This is a genomic window from Lonsdalea populi (genome assembly GCF_015999465.1).
GTDB classification, from domain to species: Bacteria; Pseudomonadota; Gammaproteobacteria; order Enterobacterales; family Enterobacteriaceae; genus Lonsdalea; species Lonsdalea populi.
Genome location: NZ_CP065534.1, coordinates 3,391,211 through 3,410,266, shown reverse-complemented (window position 1 = coordinate 3,410,266; position 19,056 = coordinate 3,391,211). Strand labels below are relative to the sequence as shown.

Here is a 19,056-nt window from a genome sequence, read left to right as displayed (position 1 = left end):
TTCTGATAAAGCATTTATGCTTGATAAGGTAGCTTTCACGCTTTATCATGTCAAGCATGTAAAGTTCATATCAACGCACTGAGGCATGGATGATGACGAGTAATTACGGCAACATGGCTTTGTTTGATACCGTCATGATGACTGAGGTGCTTGATATGACAGACGTGAACGACACCGGATTTGCGCAGCGCCTGCGCGACCTGCGCAGGCAAAAAGGGCTTTCACAGTCTGAACTCGGCAAGCTGGCCGACCTGCATTACACCCATATTGGGCGCTTTGAGCGCGGCACATCCCGACCGGGCGGCGACACATTAAAGCGTCTGGCCGATGCGCTGGATGTGACCGGGGATTACCTGCTGGAAGGGGCGACGGATGAAGCGGCTAAAGCAAGATTTGAAGACCGCGAACTACTGCGGCAGTTTCAGGAAGTCGAGCAGTTGCCCGATGAGGATAAGGAAGTGATTAAGAAGTTGCTGGATGCCTTTTTAACCAAGAAGCAGTTACAGGCGCTGGCAAAGTAACGGAGTTAACGCGGAACTGACGCGCTTGCAACACGTCAGCCCGCTCACCACAACCAACTGGAAGGAGTTGACTATGGCTAAGGCACATTCTAAGTCAGACATCACCGTTAATAAAGCAACCAAAACAGCGCGTTACTACACGGTGGGATACGCGTCGCACAACGGCAAGCCCAACCCACCCTCGGCGATTAACCTTAAAGGCCGCTGGCTGGAAGCGTCGGGGTTTATGACGGGGATGCCGATCACCGTGACGGTTGAGCGGGGAAGGATAGTGATTGAGACCGAGATTAATCTCTGATCGTTGAACTCAACAGCAGGTAAAAAATAGCCGGAAGGATCGTTGGGATCGGTTCCGGCTTTTTATTTATATCTACAAACTATCTTTTATCCATTTATCTTCAACTGGGCTAAATCGTTCTTTTTTATCAACGCGCCACTCATCATTTTTATAATGAAGTGTGTAACGGTATTTATTTTTTAATCGATTTAGTTGATCAGTATAAATAACTACTTTCTTACCTTTGGTTTCGACATTCCCAATAGGCTGATTATCAGCATCATACTCAGGAGGTTCCCCGCAATGTAATGATGCCTGCCTACCTATTTTTCTATCTCTAATAGTACAGAACTTCAAGAAGATAGCATCTATCTCCTCCTGCGCTTTTTTTTGTTCTTCAATGCCTCCTTCTCTCATAGGAATGAGATTATTTTTCTCCCATTGATTCATAGCAGCAAAAAAATTCAATAATACATCTATCGGTTCATCTGATATGTTCATCATATATTCCTAAAGAAGTCGCCTAATACCTTAGAGCCATTTTGATAGACATCATATTGAACCCCCGTGGGGCGCAATCCACCGTTGGCATATTTAAACGTCCATTCAATATCTACGGCACCATGTTGGCTAATATAATCCCTGACCGACTTCTCAAACATCCGATAATCGCCACGGTTAATTTTTGATAGCTGAGGAAACAGATTTCCCTTGCCGCCCTGACCACCCAGTACTTTACCAAGGATATGGCCAGCATCGTCGCCCGGCAGACCTATAGCCTTAATAGCATCTCTCGCACTCGAGTTTACGGCTGTACCTGTTTTAAATCTGCTGGCGATACAGTAGCCCGTGCTGAGGCGATCTCACCATTTGCACCACGCGTAATGGTTGGACACTTCGCCAACCCAAACGGATCAATCCAACCAACAGGGTTATGAACATACCCGTAGTTACTCTCTCCCCCCAACACCCCTATCGGGTCATCGGGACTACCCGATACACGTCATACTTTTTGACGCATTCAACCTACTGAGATGATTGGCTTTTTAGCCGAGGGATTTTGCATTGTTAACATACCGTTAACACGCACTTCCCGAAGCGCACATTCCGCCGCAGGCACGCTACCGCCACGCCATGACGCTCCTTGTCTGCAACCTGCACATCATAACAGCGCTGGCGGTTGTGGTCAGCATCAGCATTACCGGGCCTTTCACCGTGTATTGTTTCGTCACCAGATTGCCCGTTGCCTCGTCCTTGCCGGTGCTGGCGATGGTCAGTTCCCCGTCACTCTGCAACAGCTTCAGCGCATACGCCGCCTGCCGCACGCCTTCTTCTTCCGCGATGGCGAGGATTTTGTGTTGCAGGTTGCTCTCGCCCAGATAGAACAGGCTTTGTCCCGTCATGGCGCTGTACTGCAAGCGCTCTTCCGGCGGTATCAGGTTCAGCACCGCGTCCATCAGCGAGGATTTTCCGGCTGCGCTCGACGACTGGATTAGCACCGCTAACGGCTTCTCCAGCTTGCGCGATACCGCCGCCAGATAGCCCGCGATAAGGTTGGTCGATTCACCCACCACACCACAGGCGGCAAGGTCGTTACCGATACGCGTTATCAGCTCAGGAGATTGCAGCAGCGCCAGCGCTTCCGCTTTGGCCTCGTCACTGACCTCCGGCGCAACGCTCTCCACCGCAGGCTGATTCAGATGGCTTTCCAGCGCCAGCAGCACCCGCCCCAGTGAGCGCTTCACTTCCGACTCACCCAACCCCAGCTCGGTCGCCGCCATCCGCGCATACCCGGCACGGCTGCGGGCGCTCATCAACTCCACGCCATCGGCGAACACCGCACCGCTTTGCGTATCCAGCAGTTGCGCATTCACCTTCATCACGCCGCTGCCCGGCTTTATCTGCGTCACACCGCGCAGCCGCCACTGCTGGCCGGATAACGCTATCTCCAGCTCACCGTTTGGCAACACCTCAGCCACAACCCCGGCAGCTAAAGAGGTGGCAGGTTGAGACGTTTTTTCAGGCTGTGGCGCGGCTTTCCGTTGTGGCACGGATTCAGGTTCAGCACTGACCGCCTCCCCCATCGCCATTGCGCCTTCTACCGCAGCACGGAACGCCTGCTCTGGCTCCGAGACTTTACGCAGGTATTCATTGGCATCCATCCCGGCTGGGAACACCACGCGGAACGGTGTTATGCCATCAGCGACTAACGCAGAAGCCAGTTTCACCGCACCCTCATCGCCTGCCGCGTCGTTATCGAACGCTATCAGCACCTGTTTTACGCCATGCCGGATAAAGGCTTGCCGCATCTCATCGGTAACGCCATTCACCCCATACGCCGCCGTCACGTTGCGATACCCCGCCACCCAGAACGACATCGCATCGATTAACGATTCGCACAGGATGACCGTTTTACCCGCCACGAACGTCTGCTCGTTCCACACACCGCCGTGTGGCCCCGGCAGATAAAGATGCAGCAGCGTGCCTTTACGTAACTCAGTGCTGACCTTGCGCCCGTACAGTTCACGCACCTGACCGTTCATATCGATAACCGGAACCACGAGCGACCCGGCCAGATGTTCATGGCCGGATGAGCGCATTATCCCCAGCGCCTGCAACTGACCCCGGATGGCCGCGCCGTCTTTGAGTTTCTTCGGTGGCAGACGGTAGGCCAGCGTGCGATTGGCGAACCCTAAGCGGAACTGTGTCACTAACTCGGGATGATTCAGGCCGCGTTTCTCCAGATACGCCACCGCCTCCGGCGCATTCAGCAGCGTGTGGTGATAGAACTCAACCACACGACCCAGCAGTGACTGTCTTTCCTGTTCATCGGCAATATCCGCCACCGGTGGCAACGTCTCAGCAGCTGGCACGCTGCCCAGCTCACGCCGCAGCTTGTCGACCGCGTGCGGCAGGCTTACCCCCTCCGTTTTCATCACCCAGTCCAGCACCGAGCCGCCCGCGTTGCAGCCGAAGCAGTGATACAGATTCTTGTCTGGCGAGATAACCATAGAAGGGGTTTTCTCCTGATGGAACGGACACAGCGTCACGTAGTCCTTGCCGCGCTTGACCAGTTTGCGCCCCTGCTGCTCCGCTATCGCCACTAACGAGACCGCGGCTTTCAGGTGTTGCAACTCGGATTCTGCGATGCGTGCCATATAACTGTCCCTTCCAAAACCTTGTCAAGACCATTTATGTGTTTTATTATGGCACACATATATGTACCACAGTCAAGCAGGGATTAAAGGAGGGGGTAAAATCATGAGCAACTCGGTTTACTGGTGCTTCGCTATGCCCTTGTCTGAACGTCTTATCACCCTGCGCAAGCAACGCAGCCTGTCACAACAGGCAATGGCGGATGCTATCGGTATCCACGCCAACAGTTGGAAGAAGTACGAGACCGGATTGGCCCAGCCCTCCCTTGATGTGCTCAAGAAGATTGCCACCTCATTGAACGTCAGCACGGATTTTTTGTTGTTTGATGAACATGAGCGTGTGCCAGCCGACGAACTGTCGCTACAGTTTGAGGCAGTCAGTCAGTTACCGGAAGAAGAGCAGAACGTTGTCCGCGAAGTACTGGAAGGATTGATTATCAAGTATCAGGCTCGCCGCTGGGATTTAGCACGGCAGGCTGCGAAGAAGAGAGAGTAACCGTTTTTAGCGCGGCGAGGATGTGCGCTAACACACCAACGCCGCTAACCACAACCAACTAACCAGGAGTTGACTATGGCTAACGCGCATTCTACGCCAGACACCCCCATTTCCAAAACCGAGCGCCGCTGCGTTGTGGGATACCGCCCGCAAAACGGCAATACCTCCACACCCGCCCTTACCCTTTCCGGCAAGTGGCTGAGAGAAGCGGGATTTGAAACCGGCGTGAACGTCACCGTGCGGATCACCGACGGCTGTATTGTGCTGATACCCGACAGTGATGAGGTGCAGCAACTGCAACAACAGCTTTATAAGATAAAACAGTTGGTTAATGGATTGAAGGCCGGGATGGTTAATGCACTGAGCTGTGCCGCTGAATAATATAAAGCCGGAAGCATGGGGGGATCACTTCCGGCCTGTTTTAATAGATTATGCATCAGTTTCAGCGTATTCTATCAGCCGGAAACATTGTTCTTGCCACGATGGATTATTATTTAAGTTCGATAGCCAACCTTCTAAAAATTCTTTAGCAAGGAATATTTCTAAAAAATATTCCGCATTTATTTTTGCAGCTTCATCTGGAATTTTTCCATCCATAGGTTCTGCTGCAACAATAGCTTCAGAATCTGGCCTCCACGGTTGTTTTACATAAATTGTCTCATCATGATCGAAACTATTAATCTGATTTATAATCTCACATAGTGTCATCTCATTTTCCCCATACTGCATATCCACCATAGCCATCAGGATGTAATGCCTGCCAGTACTGACTTCCTGGCGTATGCTGAGTACGCGGAACTAATCGCATAACACCTTCATTAATGTCATGATGCCAAGTCCAATTTTCGGGCGGTGTTCTCGGTGCTAACCCCGTAGGCGTACGTTCAAGATTAACTCCTAACTCTCTCATATTTTTTGCAAAACCTTTATCCGACCTCATGGCATTCAATAATGACTCGTTTGCTTCTTGGAAGTGCCTACCTCTTGAGACACCAGGATAAGAATTTTTAGATAGCTTCATTTCATAGGCAGTAGAATATGCTTTGGCGGGTTTGTTACCAGCCGGACAATTCGCCAACCCAAACGGATCAACCCAATTTAATGGATTATGAACATACCCGTAATTACCTTCACCCCCCGCTATCCCTATCGGGTCCGGCGAGATATACCCGCCGCCGGCCGGGTCGTAGTACCGAAATCGGTTATAGCACAGGCCGCTTTCGCTGTCACGGAGCTGCCCGGCGAACGCCAGTCCCGGGTCTGCGCTCTCCGTTTCCGCGACCGCTCGCTGGCCCCACAGCGTCGCTTTCGGCGCCTGCCAGCGCAGTGCGCCTTCGCTATCGTACAGCGCCTGCGGCTCGCCGTTTTGCGCGCTGCTCACAAAATCCGTTTCCCAACCGCCCGCGGCGGTGTACCGCTGCTGCACCACCAGCTCCCAGCCGTTGTAGACCCAGTGTCGCCGCGACGTCTGTTGTCCTTGTCGATAGTGTCGCACTTCCGCTATCTGGTCGCCGTCCCACAGGTAGCGCACCTCTTCGCCACGCTCGGCGCAGCGTTTGCTGACCCGACGCCCGAACGGGTCGTAGCGGTAGTACCAGGTCTCGCCGCTCGGCGTGTCCACCGCCCGCAGCTGGTTGCGGCTGTCCCAGCGGTAGTGCCACACCTGCGCCCGGAATCCCGGTTTTACCTGCTGTCGGCGCACCAGACGCCCCGCCCGGTCATAGGTGTAATAGGTGTCGTCGAGCTGTACCAGCCTTCCTGCTTCCCACTCGGTCAGCCGTCCTTTCTCCTGCGGCAGGCCGGTGCGGGTATAGTGGTAGTCGGTCTCGGCGGTCGGCGTCCTGCCCGCGCCGCCGGTCAGGACCGACAGCACTCGCCCGGTCTTGTCCAGCCGATACCCTTCGCTGTCGCGATTGGTACGCACGCCCGTCACGTTGCCCGCGCCGTCGTAGCGGTACTCCCGCGTCTGCTGTGCCTGGAGGCGTCCGTCGTGCGCCTGACCGCTCATCTCGCGCGTCAGCCACCCCATCGCGTCGTACTCGCGCGTCTGCAGGAAGCGCCCGCCCCGGCGTTCGCTCTCGCGCCCGGCGGCGTCGTGGTTTATCGTCAGCTCCGCGCCGTCCGGCAGTACCACCTGCTTCAGTTCACCGGTCCGGCTGTAGCGGAAGGTGCTGGTCAGCCCGTCTTCCTTTTCCTCTTCCGACCACAGCAGGGTGCGCGTCACGCTGTGTTCGTCGTAGGCTCTTCGCACCTCCGTGCCGTTCTGCCACTCGCGCACCACCCGGTCGCGCAGGTCGTATTCCAGCTGCACGTGGCTGACCGACGACGTCACCTCGGTCAGCCGTCCCACCGCATCGTAGCGATAGTGCACCGTCTCTTCCGGCGAGGTTTCCTGTATCAGCAAACCGCGGCCGTCGTACTGAAAAGTGCGCCGTTCGCCTTCGCCGTTGCGCACCTCGATGCAGTGGCCGTCTTCGTCATAACCGTAGTGGGTGACCGTGCCGGCCATATCCTGTTCGCGGATGACTCGCCCATCCGCATCCAGCCACCACTGCCAGCGGCTGCCGTCCGGCGCGGTGACCGATGTCAGCTGCTGCGTCTCCGGGTCGTAGTCGTAGCGCCAGGTCCGGCCCTGTGCATCGGTGCGCGAGCGCAGCAGGTCGAACGCGCCGTAGCTCTGACGCCACATCGCCCCGTTGCCGTCGATATAGCTCAGCAAGTTTTTATGGCGGTCGTACTGATGCTGCTCCTCGCGTGCATCCGGGCGCAACAGCTGCTCCGGCAGACGCCAGCTGGCGCGCCGGTAGCCAAACTGATACGCCGCGCCGTCCGGGCGCAGCCACTGCACCACCCGGTCCTGCGGGTCGTAGCGCAGGTGCTGCCTACGGCCTTCCGCGTCCGTGGCGCTCAGCAGGCGCTGGCGATGGTCATACTGCAACCGCGCCTGCACCTCGCCCGCCCGGTCGCTAACCTGGGTCAGCAGCCCGTAGCGGTTCCACGTGAAGTGTACTTCGCTGGCGTCAGGCCCGGTCAGCTGCACCGGGTCGCCCGCCGCATCGTATTCCCACGCCCAGGTGCGGCCCAACGGGTCCGTCACGCCGCACAACCGTTCCTGCGCGTCGTAGTCGTAGGCCCACACCTGGCCACCGCCGTCGGTGAAGGTGCTGACCAGGCCGGTCTGCTCCAGATAGGTGAAGGCGGTGACGCGGCCCTGCGGCGAAATTTCCCGCAGCAGGTTGCCGTGCTGGTCATACTCGTAGCGGGTCTCATGGCCGAGCGGCGAGCGCTGATAGCTCATCAGCGACAGGTCGTTAAAACCGTATTCGCTGCGATGCCCCTGACCGTCGGTCATGATGACGCGGTTGGGGTAATATTCGAAGCGTCCGGTCAGAAAGCCATCGGCGCAGGTGGTGAAGACGCAGCGGCCCTGCTCGTCATACTCGTAACGCGCCCAGGTCTGGTCGTGGTCGTCCCAGCGCGTCAGCCGATTGGCCGCATCGTATTCGTAGTAGAGGTGGTACAGCTGGGTGGCGTCCGCCTCCATCAGGCGGCCCAGTTCGTCCTGACGATACAACGCCAGCTCGGTGTGCTGGGCGCCGTCGGTGCGGATAAGCTGATGCACGAACTCGCCCTGCCACACCAGCCGCACATCGATGCCGTCGCTGTGCCGCACCTGTTGCAGGCGACCCTGCCTGTCACGCAGCAAGGCGATGTGGTTGTCATGCGTGTCGCGGATTTCACTCAGCAACCGCGTATCACCTCGCACCACGCTGAATGCGCGCCAGGTCTGGCTGTCCCGGTGCCACAGGCTGAAACCTTCGCCGCGGCGGTAGAGGGTAAAAGCGGGGTAGAGCGGGCAGAACACCGCCTGGATGTCCTGATGAAAGGTGAAGTCGATGTCATAGCCCTGCGCCAGCGTAATGACAACATGGGTATTCAATCCCTCCTGACTGACCCGGGCGACCTCGCTCCAGCTATCGTGCCAACCGTGCCCCAGCAAGCCGGTATGCGACGAAGCCGAGCGGTAGGTCCGTTCGAACACCAGCGGCAGCGTCTGTCCCAGCGCGATATCCTGCCGCGACTCAATCACGTCACCGCTGGCGATATACACCGGGTCTTTCAGGAAGGCTCTTACCGATTCCTTGACGCGCGCCAGGCCTTTGCTATCACGAAAAGCGCGACTGGCGCACCCCGCGATACGTTTTAACTCGCGAGCGGTCATCAAGGCACCGGCGTACATTCCCCTGAGCGCGGCTCGGGGGTGGGTCAACAGTCTTCCCAGCCCTTTGAACAGGCCACGGCTCGGTGGCACCAGAAACTCCACCGCAATCAGGATGGCTTTTTCCCACCAGCTAAATTCGTCCTGAATATCCAAAAGGGTCTGCTGTCCCGCGCCGAAATAGACGGTGGACGCCCCCTCTTTCAGGGTGCCGCCGCACACGGTTTTATCATCGATGCGCGCCGCAGCATGCTGATTGACATATACCGTGTCGCTGCCCTGGGCTATCAGCTGCGGCGAATTGTGTTTGGTGCAGGCGACCGTATCGACTTCGGCACGTGACGCCGGAAGTTTCTCGACGAAGACATTCCCGGAGCCGGTGATCACCGGGCCAAACGGCGGCGTCACGCTGTCCACCATCGCGGCGACGCCGCCGGAAATCGCGGCAATCTGATCTTTGAGCAAATAGGTGAGCCCGAACCCAGCCGCCAGCTTGACCGCTCCTACTACCAGCGCCAGCCCCAGCCCTCCGGTAACGCCGGTCAAGGCGACCAACGCCGTCACCGCAGCGGCCGCTACGGCAAAGGCCGCTGCAGCCACCAACGCCCCGGCGATAGCCCCCAGCAGCGCGCCCAGAAAGCTGGCGTGCTTGATGGTCTTGCCCGGTGAGGTCGGCGGTTTGCCGTGACACGGCTGTGGTCGTTCCGCCGGCGGCGCGGGCTGACTCCCCGCATGCATGGCCCCCACGCGGGCCACTCGGCTCAGTATGTCATTCAGCATGTCGACTCCCTTCAGGACGCGCTTTTAAAGCTCTCCACCACCGCTAATAGCGCGGTTTTCTGCTCTTCCCGCAGTTCGCCCGCCGCCGTGACGGTAAACGTCAGCAGCAGTTGACCGCGCACCTGCATCACCACCACCTGATGCATCGGCCCCTCCGTCGAACGCCAGGTATACTCCAGCGCGCGCGCCGGTTCGCCATCCAACGTGAGTTCCCAGGCGGCGCGCTCCTCATAATTTTTTAGGTGCGCGGCGAACTGCTCCAGCGTCTGCTGATACACCGTCTCCGGCGTCAAGCCGAACTCAATCGGCGTACGGTTGACCACCAGATTGGCCGTGTCGCCCGGCAGCACAAAAACATGGAGAGATTCGTCGCGCCAGTCCGCCGGGATCGCCAGGGTGCCTTCATTCATCTGATACATGCTGTTGCCGTCCTTTAGTTCAAATCGATGCGGGTGCCGTTGAGTACGATGTTCTTGCCCACGATATTGATGTTGCCATCCTGAGTGATGAGGATATAGCCGCTGCGGGTGCCAATCTGGATGCTGCCTTCCAGCGACTGAATGGTGATGTTGTTCTTGACGTTCAGCGTCTCGGCCTCGTTCACCACCGTGCTGCGGTTTTTCGTCACGGCGATGGTCTGCTGCCCCTGAATTTCCGTCACCTGATCGCCCTGTACCGACACCGTCTGATTGCGCTGCACCACCTGCGTCTGGTCGCGCCCGACGTTCTCGCTGTGATCGACGTTGACCGAAGTGCTGCGGTTGTTCAGCACCACGGTATTCATGTCTTTTTGGGCATGCAGGAACAGCTCTTCCTGCCCGGCCTGGTCTTCAAAGCGCAGTTCGTTGAAGCCGACCCCTTTGTGGGTCGCACTCTTGATGCTCATACGGGTCTTGTGCGCCGGCAGCGCATAGGGCGCGGGATGGGTAGCGTGATAGGTGCGCCCGGTGACGATAGGCTGGTCCGGGTCGCCCTCCAGAAAACTCACCACCACCTCATGGCCGATACGCGGGATGGCCATCATCCCGTACTGACCGCCCGCCCAGCCCTGACTGACGCGCACCCAGCAGGAGCTCTGGTCGTCGCTCGCGCCGTAGCGGTCCCACGGGAACTGCAGCTTTACCCGGCCGTATTCGTCGCAGTAAATCTCCTCGCCCGCCGGGCCGACGACCGTGGCGATTTGCGGACCATCCACCCTCGGGCGGTACGGCATTTTCGCTCGCCACGTGGTGCTGGCCTTCACCACCCCAAAGGTGTTGGTCAGCGTGGTCGGCTCGCCGCCGCCTTCCTCTTCCAGCGCCTGCGGCTGGGTGCCGGTGTGGCTGACGGTCACCACCTGCCAGCCGATGTTCAGCGCCGGGTTCGGGTGCTCCGTCAGGGTAAACGCGCTGCCCGGCATCAACGCCGCGCAGTTTGACGCGCCCTGCCCGGTGACTGCGTCGGCGCGCAGCGCATCCAGCCGGTGGCCGCTGAACGCCTTGCCGCTCGGGTCCTGCTTGAAACGTCCCGGGTAGTCGTAGTGCTGATAGCTTTCGCGCTGATGCTCCAGCGCGTCGCCCAATTTTTTGTGCGACAGGCCGTAGGCCGGGGTCTTGAAGCTGTAGTCTTTTAGCTCCACTTCCGCCGTGCGCACCGCTTCCCGGTAGCTGAACCGGCGCACATAGGCGCCTTCCGACAGCCCCTGACTGGCAAGGTTAAAGAACAGGTCCGGCCCTTTCACCAGCGCCACCGCGTCGTCCGCGAACACAACCCGGTGTTTGCCCGCCTCGAATTCGTGGAAGTAGAACAGCCCTTCCTCCGCCGCCAGCCGGTCGATAAACGCCAGGTCGCTCTCCCGGTACTGCACGCAGTATTCCCGCTGGGCGTGCTCGTTGCGCAGCGCAAAGGCGAAGTCGGTAATGCCCGCTTCCTGCAACAGGACGCTGATAATCGCTTCCGGCTTCTGCGCCTGGAAGATGCGGGCGTTGGTGCGCAGGCCCAGCCGCCACAGCGCCGGACGTACCACCGCCTGATAACGCGTACGCCGAAAGCCGGTGTCGCCCTGACCGAACTCGCTGACGATACCGCTCACCCGCCGCTGCAGCTCGCCGTCGTACCACACCCGCAGCTCGCACGGCTGGTCCAGCACCGCGCCGAAGTCCACCGCCGGCAGCGCGCTCGCCAGCGACAGCCCCAGCGCAAAGGGCTGATTCAGCCCCTCGTCCAGCTGAAAATCCACCACCGAGAAGGTGCTCTCCGGCAGTGCGCCTATCGTTACGGTAAACTGAAGCCCGGTCATGCTTGCCACGTTATCCCTCTCCTTTATTCCCTGTCGCCACGGCGACCGCACAGTGCGATGCGGCATTCTGCGCCGTGATGATGGACGGTAGTTCGACTACCTGATGGATGCTGTGGTCTGCGTTCACGCACACCGCAACACCCGTCACACAACGGAAAACCCGGGCCGCAGCCCGGGTAGTCGGCATTACGCTTCGACCGGCGCACGCCAGTCGTCGGAGCCTGAAGTCCCGGCGACGGTGTGTTCCCAGTCGATTTTTCGGTAGGACAGGGACACCTGGATCAGCTGGGTGTAGTCCAGTTTGGACGGGTCCTGGCAGTGCGGCATCTGGCAGTCGATATCCACGATGGTGGCGTCGGTCAGCTTGGTGGAGAAGAAGTGCTCCTGCTTACCTTCGACAGAGGTGCGGTACCATTTCAGGGTCACGGTCGGCAGCATTTCGCCGGACGCCAGGGCGTTGTACATCAGCGGAACGGCTTTGTTCAGCGCCACGGTGAATTTGAACGGCTTGTGCACACGCTGGCCGGACGGCTGACCGGACTGCGGGTCAGTCGGGACGGTCACCACGTGCTGAAATTCCTGCACCAGCATTTCATCTTCGTGGCCCTGCACGTAGATGTTGCCGACGGAGTCGGACGTGAAGGCACCGGCGGTGATGTTGCCCTGAGTTTTCCCTTCAATGCTGATATAACATGGGGTTGGCATAGTCATGCTCCTTGTTGTTGAACGGTTTTTACTTTCGCCCGCTTGACATTGCAATGGCTATGCCAACTTTTACATCACTGTTTTATAAAGGAATTTAAAATACGGGATTTTCCCTATCCAATACCTGAGCAAAATATTGCGCAGAATGCGCAGATCGTTTGCAAACATTGCGCAAAAAGTGATTTATGCTGGAAAGTGAGCAAGAAGTTGCGCAAATTTGGCAATGATTCTGATAATTTGACTTAACGATCGCCAGAGCCCGTCATCTTGAAAGGTCAGGGCGATTGATCCGTCTTCAAAGTGAGGCATTTCAGCGCTGAAACGCCCATCTCGCACAATCGGTTCAATATTCTGGAGCCGGAGAGCCAACAACCTCCTTATCTTCACCCCATACAAACAACGCGCTCGGACTCGTCATTCGTCTTTCTAAGTCATCTCGTTGTTTAATTTTTTCGCCGTTCTCGATTTTATTTTTATATCGGACGATTATCATCCCCCAAAATTTATTTATCCCAAATTGCAAGCATATTGTATGGCATATCTAATTTATTGTTCTTTAATGGTATTAAAATAACTGGGGTTCATAAGATGGAAGTTATAGCCACCTTAAGTAATATTGTCAGGGTATAATCGGTTTTCGATGAGTTATCGATTCTCTGTTATTCTCTTGAAATGAGTGATTGAAATGTGAATGGTGTTGCGGGAGAGGCTGTATTTGACAGAATAAATAAGCCTGAGAAAGCAACTGGTATTAGTCGATAACAGTTATGATGGCGGACGTATACTATATTGTTGAATTTAATATTCTAATTTTTTCATCTCATTCTGATGTCTTTTTTGTGATTGAAGGATATCCCACGGTGAAGAGAATAACGTTGCCTCAAATTCCGCACTAACAGGACTAACGCTACTGTTTGCATTCCAATGTGTGCATTATTATGTGATGTAACTCACTGGCACTAGTTTTGTGATTATAATAACCTGAGTGATAATTAACTGGTTAATTAAAATCAGGCCTGCATTATTGTGGCTTTTTCTTATGTTTAAAACACTTGGTTTTTATTGGTTTATTCTCTTTTTTGATTTTAATTTTATTTTTATGTGCATGATTTTATATATATTTTTATTTTATTAATACGGAATAATATTATTATTGACCACCTGTAACAGGTGTGTGTATCATCTCCTCGTCAGTATTTAGTTCTATACCGCTCAATTAACTCGAAGCTAACTGCTTTTTTACTATTTGGTAATGGATATACCGAGAGGAAGTAATATTGGTTATATCTAGTTACTTAGGTAATATCACCGGTCGATAAGCGGAAAATAGTTTATTTTTCTTATCCGAACAGTGTTGTTCTAATTAACCCCGGACGTACCCTGGAAGGAATCGACCATGTTTTTTCTGGCCAGTCAGGGCCTAAACCTGGTATGCGAATATGGGAAAAGGAATTGACGGTGCATCAGTTGCACCAAAGGAACGTATCAATATCAAATATGTACCCGCAACTGGGGGACAGCAGAGCGAAATCGAACTGCCGCTGACCCTGATGGTCGTTGGTAATATGAAAGGCCGTACTGAAGAAACGCCGATTGAAGAGCGTTCTACCGTATCGATCGATAAGAACAATTTTTCTTCCGTCATGAAAGAATCCAAACTGGAACTCAATTTCAGTGTGCCTAATCGCCTGGAAGAAGAGAGCCAGGATGAGCTGCCTGTAAAGCTGAACATCGAATCTCTAGACGATTTCTCCCCCGACCGTATTGCTCAACAAGTCCCTGAATTGCAGAAGCTTCTGGAGTTACGTGAAGCGCTGGTTGCGCTGAAAGGGCCGCTTGGCAACATCCCTGCCTTCCGTCATCGTCTGCAGGATCTGCTGGCCAGCGAAGATGCGCGGGAACAGCTGCTGAAAGAGCTGGATCTGGTGAAACCTGCCGAGTAACACGTTGGATTGACGAGAAGGGAAACAAACATGTCAGTAGTAGAAGAGAAAGCCCAGGCGGGCGCCGAAAGTGCCGCGCCTTCCTTGCTTGATGAAATCATGGCCCAAGCCCGACTCACGCCTGTCGATGAAGGCTATAGCGTCGCCAAGCAGGGGATCGCCGCGCTGATTTCAAACATTCTGGACAGTGGTGATACGAGCGAGCCGGTCAACAAGGCGCTGGTAGACAGCATGATCGTTGAGCTGGATAAAAAGCTCAGCAAGCAGGTCGATGTTATTTTGCACGCCGAGGAAGTTCAGGAGCTGGAATCCTCCTGGCGTTCGCTGAAACTGATGGTCGATCGCACCGATTTCCGTGAAAACATCAAGATTCTCATGCTTCACGCTACCAAGCAGGAGCTGCTGGACGACTTTGAATTCGCGCCTGAAATCACCCAGTCCGGTTTCTACAAGCACGTCTACTCAAGCGGTTACGGCCAGTTCGGCGGGCAGCCGATCGGCGCTGTGATCGGTGACTATGCCTTCACGCAAAGTTCTCCGGATATCAAACTGTTGCAATACACCAGCGCGGTGGGTGCAATGGCCCATGCGCCGTTTATTTCATCGGTTGATCCGACGTTCTTCGGCGTTGACAGCTTCACCGAACTGCCGACGATAAAAGATCTTAAATCCGTCTTCGAAGGACCGGCCTACACCAAGTGGCGCTCTCTGCGCGAATCTGAAGATTCCCGTTATCTGGGCCTGACCGCACCGCGTTTCCTGGCGCGTCTGCCGTACGACCCGGTAGAAAACCCGATCAAAGGGTTTAACTACAAAGAAGATATCAGCGTTGACCACGATCACTACCTGTGGGGCAACACGGCCTATCTGATGGGAACGGCGTTGACGGACAGCTTCGCGAAATATCGCTGGTGCCCGAACATCATCGGTCCGCAGAGCGGCGGCGCGATCACCGACCTGCCGGTACACGTTTATGAAGCGATGGGTCAGCTGCAGGCCAAGATCCCGACGGAAGTTCTGATCACCGATCGTCGCGAATACGAAATGGCAGAGGAAGGCTTCATTACTCTGACCATGCGTAAAGACAGTGATAATGCTGCATTTTTCTCTGCCAATTCGGTGCAAAAACCGAAGGTGTTCCCGAACACCAAAGAAGGGAAAGACGCGGAAACAAATTACAAATTGGGCACACAGCTCCCATACATGTTCATTATCAACCGTCTTGCTCACTACATCAAAGTGCTGCAGCGCGAACAGATTGGTTCCTGGAAAGAACGTCAGGATCTGGAACGTGAACTGAACGGCTGGATCAAACAGTACGTTGCCGATCAGGAAAACCCGCCGGCAGATGTTCGTAGCCGTCGTCCACTGCGTGCCGCTCAGATCAAGGTTCTGGATGTTGAAGGTGAACCGGGTTGGTATCAGGTCGCGATGTCCGTACGTCCTCATTTCAAGTATATGGGGGCGAATTTTGAACTGTCGTTGGTGGGACGTTTGGACAAGGAATAATCCCTGATGGCTTCTCTCTCTTCGTGGGATAGAGGGAGTGCCGCCAGCCTGTTCGATCGTATCCGGGGCGAAGAACGTCGCAGTTCTTCGCCTCAGGACGAGCTGGAGTGCCTGGTTGAGTCGGTGAAACGCAAACTCGACCAGGTGCTCAATACGCGTCCGGGAAGTTGTCGCAGTGCGCCTGATCTCGGCGTCATTGATTTTAATGACGCGACGCAGGGCGGAGCAGATATACGTGGTCGGATACGTGAGGCGATACGGCAATGCATTTGCCAGTATGAACCGCGCATTGTTCACGTCGAAGTCAGTTCCAACGACTATCAATCTAGCCCGCTCGAAATGGCGTTTCAGGTGACAGCTCACGTACGGTTGGAACAGTTGGAGCAGGTCACTTCCTTCAATATCCATATGGACAGTCACCGACATTATAGAATGGCGTAACTATGCTTCTGGAACACTACTTCAGGGATGAAATAGCTTACCTGCGTCTGCAAGGACGCCAGTTTGCCGATGCCCACCCTGAATTGACCCGTTTTCTATCAGAACAAACCACCGATCCGGACGTCGAGAGGCTGCTGGAGGGTTTTGCGTTTCTGACGGGAAGTTTGCGGGCAAAAATTGAGGATGAATTTCCTGAATTGACCCACGGGCTGCTGGGCATGCTTTGGCCGAACTATCTGCGTCCGGTTCCCAGCATGACTATCATGCAGTTCTCAGTGATCCCTGGAGCCATTGCGCGACCGGCCTTAATCAGCCGCGGCTGTATGCTGGATAGCCAGCCAGTCGACGACGTCGTATGCCATTTCCAGACCTGTCATGACGCCTGGGTGTATCCTGCGGATATCCGCGACATCAGCGTACAAAGCGGTAACGACCTCTCCAAAATCAGCCTGGACTTCAATCTGCATGGGCCGATGCTGCTCAACGAACTGCAGTTGGACAAGCTGCGTTTTTATCTGGGAGGCGACAGCTATACCGCCTACGAGCTCTATTTCTGGCTCTCCAGCAAGCTCTCCCACATCGAGCTTGAAATCGATGGGAAACTCTTCAGACAAGAAGCCAGTACGTTAAAAACTATCGGCTTCGAGCGGGAAGACGCACTGCTGCCTTATCCGAGCAACGTCTACTCCGGTTACCGTATTCTGCAGGAATTTTTCTGCTTCCCAGAAAGCTTCCTGTTCTTCCAGCTTTCCGGCGCCGACTGGCCGAACCAGCCGCTGTCGGTAACAGATTTCAAAATCCACTTCTGTTTTGCCTGCCCGCTGCCGGCGGAACTTAAAATCCGTCCCGATTCCTTCATGCTGAACTGCGTGCCCGCCATCAATCTGTTCCAGCATGACAGCGAGCCGATCAACCTCAACGGCCGCCAGACGGAGTACCCGCTGAAAGCCAGCTACCGCCATGCGGACGCCTACGAGATTTTTTCGGTGGACAAAGTCGAAGGGTGGATCGAAGGGCACATGGGCCGCACGCGCGGCGAGCCGCGTCAGTATCAGCCGTTTGAAAGCTTCCAGCATCAGATCGAGCGTGCGAAGGGCCGTCTGGCGCTGTACTACCGCACCCGCGTGCGCGAAGCGGTCAGCGGCGACGGTTTCGAACATGCGTTGTCATTTGTGCGCGGAGATGAAACCGAAGCGGTCGATATGGATGAATCCATATCGGTCTCGCTGACCTGTACCAATCGCTCCAAAGCGTCTCAACTGCCTGTCGGCGCGGTCTGCATGCCGACCGGCAGCTCGCCGTCGTTCGCGACGTTCAGAAATATTATCCGGCCGACCCGGCCGCTGCGTCCCGCGTTGGACGGCAGCCTGCACTGGACGCTGATCTCCAACCTGTCACTGAACTACGTCTCGCTGCTGCGTCGCGATGCGCTGGTGCAGATCCTGCGGACATATGACTTCCCGGCATTGCACGACAAACAGGCGGAGCAGGCGTCTCGTAAGCGTCTGGCCGGGATCGAATCGATTGAAACCACGCCGATAGATCGGCTGATCCGCGGCATGCCGGTGCGTGGGCTGAAGTCGGTGCTGTCCGTGTATCAGTCCGCCTTTGCCAGCGAGGGCGAGCTGTATCTGTTCGGCACCGTACTGGCGCATTTCTTCTCGCTTTACGCCAGTGTCAACGCCTTCCATCTATTGGAAATCATCAACCTTGACAACAAGGAGCGCTACAAATGGCCAGTCCAGATAGGTCAGCACTCCATGATGTGATGTTTCGGGATGATGCGCCGCGCTTCAATTTTTTCCAGCTGGTTGAACTCGTCAATCGGCTGGAAGGCGTGGATCAGGAGCGGGGGCTGGACTACCGCCCCGAGCAGGAACGCATACGGTTCAAATCCACTGCGTCCCTGGGTTTCCACAGCAGCGATATACAAGGCATTACGCAGGACGAAACGCAGGGCCATGTGCTGGAAGTCGCGTTTATGGGCCTGCACGGCAGTCAGTCCCCAATGCCCGGCTACTATCTGGACGATCTGGCCTGGGAGTATGCGCAGGGCGAACAGAAGCTCGGCGCGTTTCTGGATTTCTTCCACCACCGTCTGCTGACGCTGCTGCACCGTATCTGGCGGAAATACCGCTACCACGTCCGTTTTCAGGATGAAGGGGAAGACGGCTTTTCGCGGCTGATGTTCGCGCTGGTGGGGCTGGGCAACGACGCCGTGCGCGAAAGCCTGCCGGTCAACCGGGCCAAAATGCTGTCGTACGCGGGCATGCTGGCGAGCCCGAGTCGCTCGCCGGAAGTGGTGGCTGGACTGGTTGCGCACTGTTTCGACCTGGAGATGGTCGATGTCATCGCCTGGCAGGCCCGCAAAGTGCCGATTCACGCTGATCAGCAAAATCGGTTGGGAATGGTCAACTCCATGATGGGCAACGACTTCGTCATTGGCGACAAGGTTAACGACTGCGCGGGCAAATTTTTGCTGAAAATCAACAATCTGAGCTTCGCGCAGTTTTTGCAGTTTCTGCCTAACGGCGAGCATTTTCAGCCGCTGGTGCGCTTCGTTTCTTTCATCCTGCGCGACCAGTGCGCGTGGGACTTGCGGCTGGGGTTTGGTTTGGGAGAAGCGAAAGGGCTTCGCCTGGGGCATGAGCAGAGCGCTCGTTTGGGATGGAGCAGCTTTCTCGGCGAGCCGCCGAGCGAGCCTGATGTGACTATTTGCGTGCAGGAGTAAT

17 protein-coding genes and 1 pseudogene are annotated in these 19,056 nt (G+C 55.8%); 9 read left to right on the top strand and 9 right to left on the bottom strand.

From position 1 onward, the window contains the following. Positions 1-89: 89 nt before the first annotated feature. Together I6N93_RS15055 and I6N93_RS15050 are read left to right on the top strand one after the other, a co-directional pair. On the top strand, positions 90-521 hold the full coding sequence (locus I6N93_RS15055) for a helix-turn-helix domain-containing protein (protein ID WP_232100077.1): 432 nt from the start codon (positions 90-92) through the stop codon (positions 519-521). Between the two features lie 73 nt (positions 522-594). After that, positions 595-819, top strand: a complete 225-nt coding sequence (locus I6N93_RS15050) for a SymE family type I addiction module toxin (RefSeq protein ID WP_085690244.1) — start codon at positions 595-597, stop codon at positions 817-819. Positions 820-891: 72 nt separating this feature from the next. Here I6N93_RS15050 and I6N93_RS15045 read toward each other — a convergent pair whose 3' ends face one another. The 3 genes and pseudogenes from I6N93_RS15045 to I6N93_RS15035 all read right to left on the bottom strand — a co-directional run. Then, entirely contained in the window at positions 892-1,302 is a 411-nt protein-coding gene (locus I6N93_RS15045; protein WP_085690242.1) for a RhsIA family immunity protein, read from the bottom strand. Then, entirely contained in the window at positions 1,299-1,529 is a 231-nt protein-coding gene (locus I6N93_RS15040) for a DNA/RNA non-specific endonuclease (RefSeq protein ID WP_232100169.1), read from the bottom strand. Before I6N93_RS15040 ends, I6N93_RS15045 begins: the two co-directional genes overlap by 4 nt. A 444-nt stretch (positions 1,530-1,973) precedes the next feature. Next, a pseudogene (locus I6N93_RS15035) lies at positions 1,974-3,956 on the bottom strand (CHC2 zinc finger domain-containing protein); the annotation flags it as partial. Between the two features lie 133 nt (positions 3,957-4,089). Between I6N93_RS15035 and I6N93_RS15030 the strand changes: the two are divergent. Next, a complete protein-coding gene (locus I6N93_RS15030) occupies positions 4,090-4,449 on the top strand; it encodes a helix-turn-helix domain-containing protein (RefSeq protein WP_309251040.1) in 360 nt (119 codons plus the stop codon). A gap of 75 nt (positions 4,450-4,524) precedes the next feature. After that, positions 4,525-4,830: a SymE family type I addiction module toxin gene (locus tag I6N93_RS15025; protein ID WP_085690266.1), complete on the top strand. Its 306-nt coding sequence runs from the start codon at positions 4,525-4,527 to the stop codon at positions 4,828-4,830. 48 nt (positions 4,831-4,878) lie between these two features. Here I6N93_RS15025 and I6N93_RS15020 read toward each other — a convergent pair whose 3' ends face one another. Genes I6N93_RS15020 through I6N93_RS14995 form a run of 6 tightly spaced genes read right to left on the bottom strand, consistent with a single transcriptional unit; the run spans position 4,879 to position 12,431 of the window. Then, positions 4,879-5,193 (bottom strand): hypothetical protein, encoded by a 315-nt coding sequence (locus tag I6N93_RS15020; protein WP_139829957.1) that lies wholly within the window; start codon positions 5,191-5,193, stop codon positions 4,879-4,881. Then, on the bottom strand, positions 5,159-9,448 hold the full coding sequence (locus tag I6N93_RS15015; RefSeq protein WP_197669171.1) for an RHS repeat-associated core domain-containing protein: 4,290 nt from the start codon (positions 9,446-9,448) through the stop codon (positions 5,159-5,161). The genes I6N93_RS15020 and I6N93_RS15015 overlap by 35 nt, the downstream gene beginning before the upstream one ends. A gap of 11 nt (positions 9,449-9,459) precedes the next feature. Then, a complete protein-coding gene (locus I6N93_RS15010; protein WP_026741246.1) occupies positions 9,460-9,867 on the bottom strand; it encodes a DUF1795 domain-containing protein in 408 nt (135 codons plus the stop codon). A gap of 14 nt (positions 9,868-9,881) precedes the next feature. Further along, on the bottom strand, positions 9,882-11,735 hold the full coding sequence (gene tssI / locus I6N93_RS15005) for a type VI secretion system Vgr family protein (RefSeq protein ID WP_085689303.1): 1,854 nt from the start codon (positions 11,733-11,735) through the stop codon (positions 9,882-9,884). A gap of 1 nt (position 11,736) precedes the next feature. Next, a complete protein-coding gene (locus tag I6N93_RS15000; protein ID WP_167459592.1) occupies positions 11,737-11,913 on the bottom strand; it encodes a hypothetical protein in 177 nt (58 codons plus the stop codon). Further along, positions 11,913-12,431 (bottom strand): Hcp family type VI secretion system effector, encoded by a 519-nt coding sequence (locus I6N93_RS14995; RefSeq protein ID WP_026739303.1) that lies wholly within the window; start codon positions 12,429-12,431, stop codon positions 11,913-11,915. The genes I6N93_RS15000 and I6N93_RS14995 overlap by 1 nt, the downstream gene beginning before the upstream one ends. A 1,439-nt stretch (positions 12,432-13,870) precedes the next feature. Here I6N93_RS14995 and tssB point away from each other — a divergent pair. The 5 genes from tssB to tssG are packed head-to-tail and all read left to right on the top strand — an operon-like array spanning position 13,871 to position 19,055. Further along, positions 13,871-14,374, top strand: a complete 504-nt coding sequence (gene tssB / locus I6N93_RS14990) for a type VI secretion system contractile sheath small subunit (protein WP_085689309.1) — start codon at positions 13,871-13,873, stop codon at positions 14,372-14,374. Positions 14,375-14,404: 30 nt separating this feature from the next. Next, the gene (gene tssC / locus I6N93_RS14985) at positions 14,405-15,883 is read left to right on the top strand and encodes a type VI secretion system contractile sheath large subunit (protein WP_085689312.1); all 1,479 of its coding nucleotides are present in this window, start codon (positions 14,405-14,407) and stop codon (positions 15,881-15,883) included. A gap of 6 nt (positions 15,884-15,889) precedes the next feature. Continuing rightward, positions 15,890-16,324: a type VI secretion system baseplate subunit TssE gene (gene tssE, locus I6N93_RS14980; protein WP_085689315.1), complete on the top strand. Its 435-nt coding sequence runs from the start codon at positions 15,890-15,892 to the stop codon at positions 16,322-16,324. Between the two features lie 2 nt (positions 16,325-16,326). Then, entirely contained in the window at positions 16,327-18,093 is a 1,767-nt protein-coding gene (gene tssF / locus I6N93_RS14975) for a type VI secretion system baseplate subunit TssF (RefSeq protein WP_085689318.1), read from the top strand. Continuing rightward, positions 18,057-19,055 (top strand): type VI secretion system baseplate subunit TssG, encoded by a 999-nt coding sequence (gene tssG / locus I6N93_RS14970; RefSeq protein WP_085689369.1) that lies wholly within the window; start codon positions 18,057-18,059, stop codon positions 19,053-19,055. The genes tssF and tssG overlap by 37 nt, the downstream gene beginning before the upstream one ends. Position 19,056 lies beyond the last annotated feature (1 nt).

Excerpts from the sequence above, each read along its gene's own strand:
- I6N93_RS14995 (WP_026739303.1), bottom strand. The coding sequence starts at position 12,431 with ATGCCAACCCCATGTTATATCAGCATTGAAGGGAAAACTCAGGGCAAC.
- I6N93_RS15010 (WP_026741246.1), bottom strand. The coding sequence starts at position 9,867 with ATGTATCAGATGAATGAAGGCACCCTGGCGATCCCGGCGGACTGGCGC.
- tssB (WP_085689309.1), top strand. The coding sequence starts at position 13,871 with ATGGGAAAAGGAATTGACGGTGCATCAGTTGCACCAAAGGAACGTATC.
- tssG (WP_085689369.1), top strand. The coding sequence starts at position 18,057 with ATGGCCAGTCCAGATAGGTCAGCACTCCATGATGTGATGTTTCGGGAT.
- I6N93_RS15055 (WP_232100077.1), top strand. The coding sequence starts at position 90 with ATGATGACGAGTAATTACGGCAACATGGCTTTGTTTGATACCGTCATG.
- I6N93_RS15025 (WP_085690266.1), top strand. The coding sequence starts at position 4,525 with ATGGCTAACGCGCATTCTACGCCAGACACCCCCATTTCCAAAACCGAG.
- I6N93_RS15000 (WP_167459592.1), bottom strand. The coding sequence starts at position 11,913 with ATGCCGACTACCCGGGCTGCGGCCCGGGTTTTCCGTTGTGTGACGGGT.
- tssF (WP_085689318.1), top strand. The coding sequence starts at position 16,327 with ATGCTTCTGGAACACTACTTCAGGGATGAAATAGCTTACCTGCGTCTG.
- I6N93_RS15020 (WP_139829957.1), bottom strand. The coding sequence starts at position 5,193 with ATGGCTATGGTGGATATGCAGTATGGGGAAAATGAGATGACACTATGT.
- I6N93_RS15050 (WP_085690244.1), top strand. The coding sequence starts at position 595 with ATGGCTAAGGCACATTCTAAGTCAGACATCACCGTTAATAAAGCAACC.
- I6N93_RS15030 (WP_309251040.1), top strand. The coding sequence starts at position 4,090 with ATGCCCTTGTCTGAACGTCTTATCACCCTGCGCAAGCAACGCAGCCTG.
- tssE (WP_085689315.1), top strand. The coding sequence starts at position 15,890 with ATGGCTTCTCTCTCTTCGTGGGATAGAGGGAGTGCCGCCAGCCTGTTC.
- I6N93_RS15015 (WP_197669171.1), bottom strand. The coding sequence starts at position 9,448 with ATGCTGAATGACATACTGAGCCGAGTGGCCCGCGTGGGGGCCATGCAT.
- I6N93_RS15045 (WP_085690242.1), bottom strand. The coding sequence starts at position 1,302 with ATGATGAACATATCAGATGAACCGATAGATGTATTATTGAATTTTTTT.
- tssC (WP_085689312.1), top strand. The coding sequence starts at position 14,405 with ATGTCAGTAGTAGAAGAGAAAGCCCAGGCGGGCGCCGAAAGTGCCGCG.